Genomic DNA, 4,932 nt, shown 5'->3' with positions numbered 1-4,932 from the left:
AGCGGTCGCGGCGTTCGGGGCCGTGCTTGCCGGAACGGGCGCCGCTGGCTAAAGGCCGCGCTTCCTTCGTTCCAAGGCTATCCCATGAAGATCAACGCGGTCGAGATTCGTCCCGGCAACATCCTCGAATATGAAGGCGGCATCTGGAAGACCGTCAAGATCCAGCACACGCAGCCCGGCAAGGGCGGGGCGTATATGCAGGTCGAGATGAAAAACCTGATCGACGGCCGCAAGAACAACGTCCGCTTTCGTTCGGCCGAAAGCGTCGAGAAGGTGCGGCTCGACACCACCGATTTCCAGTTCCTGTTCCGCGACGGCGACACGCTGACGTTCATGGCCAAGGTCAACTACGAGCAGATCTCGCTCGACGCGGGCATCCTGGGCGACGCCGCGGCGTTCCTGCAGGATGGCATAGATGTCGTGATGGAGCTGTGGGAGGAACGCCCGATCTCGGTCCAGCTGCCCGACCAGATCGAAGCGACGATCGTCGAGGCCGATGCCGTGGTGAAGGGCCAGACCGCCTCATCGAGCTACAAGCCGGCGATCCTCGACAATGGCGTGCGCATCATGGTCCCACCGCATATCGGCGCGGGGACGCGGATCGTCGTCGACGTGTATGAACAGACGTACGTCAAGAGAGCGGACTAGCCATTCTTAGCCCTCTCCCGCCTTCGCGGGAGAGGGTTGGGTGAGGGTCTTCCTTCTTTTTAGAGCGATTTGAAGAAGAAAGACCCTCACCGACTTCGACTAGGCGGCAAGCCGCCAAGTCTCCGTAGCCTCTCCCGCGAAGGCGGGAGAGGGCAATTGGAGTTTCGATTTGCCATCCCATTCCGGCATCATGACCGTCATCGAACGCGCCGCGCGCAAGGCGGCGCCGCGATTGCGTCGTGACTTCAACGAAGTCCAGCACCTTCAGGTCAGCCGCAAGGGCCCGGCCGATTTCGTGTCGATGGCCGACAAGCGCGCTGAGCAGACGCTGGTCGAGGAATTGCGCCACGCTAGGCCCGATTGGGCGATTCTGGCGGAGGAGGGCGGGGAACTGCCCGGCGATCCCAACAAGCCGCGCTTCATCATCGACCCGCTCGACGGCACCAGCAATTTCCTTCACGGCCTGCCGCACTTTGCGATCTCGATCGCGGTCGAGGAGCCGATGGCGGGCGGCAAGCGCGAGGTTACGACGGGGCTGATCTATCAGCCGTTGACCGACGAAAGCTTCTGGGCCGAAAAAGGCCGCGGCGCATGGTTGCAGGACCAGCGGCTGCGCGTGTCGTCGCGGCGCGATATGTCCGAAGCGCTGATCGCGACCGGCATCCCCTTCATGGGGCATGGCGACTTCGCGCAGTGGAGCCGCATTTTCGGCGCGGTCGCCCCTGAAGTCGCCGGAATCCGCCGTTTCGGCGCGGCATCGCTCGACCTCGCCTGGGTCGCGGCGGGACGGTATGACGGCTATTGGGAATCGAACCTGCAGCCGTGGGACGTCGCGGCGGGCATGTTACTGGTGCGCGAAGCCGGCGGTTTCGTCACCGACTTCCGCGGCGGCGACAAGATGATGGAGCGCAGCGAATTCCTCGCCGCCAACGACGTGCTCCAGTCGAAGCTGCACAAGTTGGTCGCGGGCGCGCTGCGCTGATGCGCGGGCTGGCGGCGTTGCTGCTGGCCGCCACGACCGCCGTGCCGTCGGTCGAGTTCACTATTCCCGCTACTCACCGGCTGGTCGAAGGCATCGCCAGCGACGGCCGCACGATCTGGGTGTCGAGCGTGCTCGACCGCACCATCATCGCGCGGCGCGATGGCCGGGTACGCGAATGGACATTGCCCGGCGACGTCGGCCAGCCGCTCGGTGTGGCGTGGGACGCCAAGCGCGGGCTGCTGTGGATCGCGACCGATTGTCTTGATGTCGCCGGCCTGACGCCATGCGACCGCGGCGCGCTGATCGCGATCGACCGGGCGGGGAACGTTCGCCAGCGGCTGGCGGTACCCGCGCCGTTCCATGTCGGCGACGTGTCGGCGCGCGACGGGCAAGTATTCGTCGCGGATTCGCGGAATGGGGCGGTTTACCGGGTTTCGGGCGGTGCGCTGACCCCAGTCGTCGCACCGGGGGTGGGCAAGAGCGCACAAGGGTCCGCGCTGTCGGCCGACGGCAGATCGTTGATTGTCGCGGATTATTCGCAAGGCATCACGCGGATCGACCTGGCATCGGACAAACGCGAATTGGTTTTGCTCGACGGCAAGCCGGTGCGCGGCGTTGATGGCTTGGCGCGCGCGGGCGACTGGTATGTCGGCATCCAGAATGGCGGTTCGGTCGGACGGCTGCTGGCGTTTCGCATTGTCGATGGCGCTCTCGACCTGAAAGTGCTCGCCGAAGGTGGCACACTAGCCGACCCGACTCAGCTTCTCGTCACGCGGGACGCGATCCTGGTGGTCGCCGATTCAGGCTGGGCGACGATCGACAAGCCCGGACCGCGCCCCACGCCCGCGACCATCGCCCGCTTCGCGCTGCCTGATTAGGCATAACTCGGCCTTAACCAGGCTGGTCGTACGCGCGGAGGATGGCAATTGCCGCACCCTCGCCGATCGACGATGCCTTGCTGCGGACACGGGTCGGGGCGGTGTATGCGCTGGCCCTTCCAACAATCGCGATGGACTTGCTCGGCTCGGCGCTCATGGCCGGCTATTTCTGGAGCCCCGAGCGTGCCGCATGGTTACTAGCTTGGCTTGGCGCGACCTTCATTTTGTGCTCCGCGCGGAGTGGCGCGGCTTTGGCTTTCCACACCGGGCGAATGGCGGCAATGCCCGCGCAGTCGATCGCGCGATTGCTCGTGCTGTTCGCCGGAATGTCTGGGATGCTGTGGAGCGCCGCGGTCGCCGGGATGCTGGCGGTCGGCACCGACAATCAAGTGATGTTCGTCGTGTGCATGGCGCTCGGCGCGGTCAGCCTGACCATCGCCAACGTCTCCTATTGGCCGGTCTATGCGGTCTTTGCGACGCCGGTGTCGCTCGCCGCGGCGCTCGGCCTGGCGGTCTCGGAACGGTCGGGGCACCTCGTGCTGGCGGGCGCCGGTCTCGCGCTGACGGTGGCGATGTTCGGGATCAGCCGCCGTCTCGCGGCCAAGGTGCTGCACGCTTACCGTCTCGCCACGACCAACCAGGCGCTGGTCGATTCGCTCGGTGAGCGCGGGCGCGAGCTCGAGCAAGCCTGCGACGCGCTCGAACGCGTCAGCCGCACCGATCCGCTGACCGGGCTCGCCAACCGCCGCTCGCGCGACATGCGGCTGGGCGACGAATGGACGCGGGCGGTGCGCAACGGCGGATCGCTCGCGGTGGTCGCGATCGACGTCGACCGGTTCAAGCGCTTCAACGATACGCATGGTCATGACGAGGGCGACCGCGCCCTGAAGGCGGTCGCCGACATGCTTCAGGCCGGCATCCGCGTGCCGATCGATCTCGCCGCGCGGCAGGGCGGTGAGGAATTCATGTTGATTTTGCCGGGGGTCGATCTGGCGGGCGCTGCGTCGATCGCCGAGCGCGTGCGCGTGATGGTCGCCAAATGCAGCACCGACCCCGCTTATGCCCTGCCCGAAAAGGTCACGATCAGCCTCGGCGTCGCCGCGATCGAGCCCGCACCGGGCCGGTCGGTGCACGAACTGACCATGACCGCCGACGCGGCGCTATACCAGGCCAAGCTGGCTGGGCGGAACCGGTACGAAATCGGCACGATCACGGCCGTCGCCGACGCGGCCTGAAGACCCCCAAGACTCGCTAATTGCGAGTCATTCTCACACCTCTCGCCCTTGCCCGATTTGGGGTGCCGTCCTAGAGACGCGCCAGTGTTTCGCACCTGCGAGAGAGAGTAAGTGGTCGACCTGTCGGAATATCTGCCGATCCTGCTGTTCCTAGGGGTCGCGCTCGCGCTGTCGAGTGCGTTCGTGTTCCTGCCGATGATCGCCGCGCGCTTCACCGGCGCGCACCAGCCGAATCCGGAAAAACTGAGCGAATATGAGTGCGGCTTTCCCGCTTTCGAGGACCCGCGCAGCCAGTTCGACGTGCGGTTCTACCTGATCGCGATCCTGTTCATCGTCTTCGATCTCGAAGCGGCGTTCATCTACCCGTGGGCGGTCAGCGTGTTCGAGCTCGGCTGGGTGGCATGGGGGTCGATGATGATCTTCATCGCCGAACTGGCGCTCGGACTGGTGTACGCCTGGAAGAAGGGAGCGCTCGATTGGGAATGACCCCACATTCCGGCCCGGTCGAGTTGCCGATGAATGCCGCTGGTTCGAGCATTTTGCCGCCCGACCAGACGTTCTTCGACGGCCTCAACGGTGAGCTGACCGACAAGGGCTTCCTGGTCACCTCGACCGAGGATCTGTTTCAGTGGGCGCGCACCGGCAGCCTCTGGTGGATGACGTTCGGCCTGGCGTGCTGCGCGGTCGAGATGATGCAGGTGTCGATGCCGCGATACGACATCGAGCGCTTTGGTTTCGCGCCGCGCGCCTCTCCGCGGCAGTCCGACGTCATGATCGTCGCGGGCACGCTGACCAACAAGATGGCGCCGGCGTTGCGCAAGGTCTACGACCAGATGCCCGAGCCGCGCTACGTGATCTCGATGGGGTCGTGCGCCAATGGCGGCGGCTACTATCACTATTCCTATTCCGTCGTGCGCGGCTGCGACCGCATCGTGCCGGTCGACATCTACGTGCCCGGCTGTCCGCCGACCGCCGAGGCGCTGCTCTACGGTGTGCTGCTGCTGCAGAAGAAGATCCGGCGCACCGGAACCATCGAACGCTAAGGTTTTTTGGAATGGATGACGTCAGGCTCGACGCCTTGGGGCAGACCATTGTTACCGCGCTCGCCGGTGCTGCGACCGGTCATGCCGTGGCGTTCAACCAGCTCACGGTGAGCGTGCAGGCCGACAAAATCGTCGATGTCGTGCGG

At 65.4% G+C, this 4,932-nt stretch carries 6 protein-coding genes; all 6 read left to right on the top strand.

Features of this window, described 5'->3' with window-relative positions; all coding sequences use genetic code 11:
- Positions 1 to 84 precede the first annotated feature (84 nt).
- The 6 genes from efp (at position 85) to JWM94_RS00005 (ending at position 4,786) form a co-directional block, all read left to right on the top strand.
- On the top strand, positions 85 to 648 hold the full coding sequence (gene efp / locus JWM94_RS00030) for an elongation factor P (protein ID WP_299419255.1): 564 nt from the start codon (positions 85 to 87) through the stop codon (positions 646 to 648).
- A gap of 169 nt (positions 649 to 817) precedes the next feature.
- A complete protein-coding gene (locus JWM94_RS00025) occupies positions 818 to 1,630 on the top strand; it encodes an inositol monophosphatase family protein (protein ID WP_299419252.1) in 813 nt (270 codons plus the stop codon).
- Entirely contained in the window at positions 1,630 to 2,508 is an 879-nt protein-coding gene (locus JWM94_RS00020; RefSeq protein WP_299419249.1) for a hypothetical protein, read from the top strand. The genes JWM94_RS00025 and JWM94_RS00020 overlap by 1 nt, the downstream gene beginning before the upstream one ends.
- A gap of 41 nt (positions 2,509 to 2,549) precedes the next feature.
- Complete coding sequence (locus JWM94_RS00015; RefSeq protein ID WP_299419246.1) at positions 2,550 to 3,743, top strand: diguanylate cyclase; 1,194 nt, start codon at positions 2,550 to 2,552, stop codon at positions 3,741 to 3,743.
- 111 nt (positions 3,744 to 3,854) lie between these two features.
- Complete coding sequence (ndhC, locus tag JWM94_RS00010; RefSeq protein ID WP_299419241.1) at positions 3,855 to 4,229, top strand: NADH-quinone oxidoreductase subunit A; 375 nt, start codon at positions 3,855 to 3,857, stop codon at positions 4,227 to 4,229.
- On the top strand, positions 4,226 to 4,786 hold the full coding sequence (locus tag JWM94_RS00005) for an NADH-quinone oxidoreductase subunit B family protein (protein ID WP_299419238.1): 561 nt from the start codon (positions 4,226 to 4,228) through the stop codon (positions 4,784 to 4,786). Before ndhC ends, JWM94_RS00005 begins: the two co-directional genes overlap by 4 nt.
- Positions 4,787 to 4,932 lie beyond the last annotated feature (146 nt).

The sequence above is a fragment of the Sphingomonas bacterium genome, assembly GCF_028289855.1.
Taxonomy (GTDB): Bacteria; Pseudomonadota; Alphaproteobacteria; order Sphingomonadales; family Sphingomonadaceae; genus Sphingomonas.
Note: the sequence above shows the minus strand (reverse complement) of the source record. Positions and strands in the feature narration are given on the sequence as shown.

Bases quoted from the DNA above. Each gene is read 5' to 3' on its own strand.
- efp (WP_299419255.1), top strand. From the start codon at position 85: ATGAAGATCAACGCGGTCGAGATTCGTCCCGGCAACATCCTCGAATAT.
- JWM94_RS00020 (WP_299419249.1), top strand. From the start codon at position 1,630: ATGCGCGGGCTGGCGGCGTTGCTGCTGGCCGCCACGACCGCCGTGCCG.
- JWM94_RS00015 (WP_299419246.1), top strand. From the start codon at position 2,550: ATGGCAATTGCCGCACCCTCGCCGATCGACGATGCCTTGCTGCGGACA.
- JWM94_RS00005 (WP_299419238.1), top strand. From the start codon at position 4,226: ATGACCCCACATTCCGGCCCGGTCGAGTTGCCGATGAATGCCGCTGGT.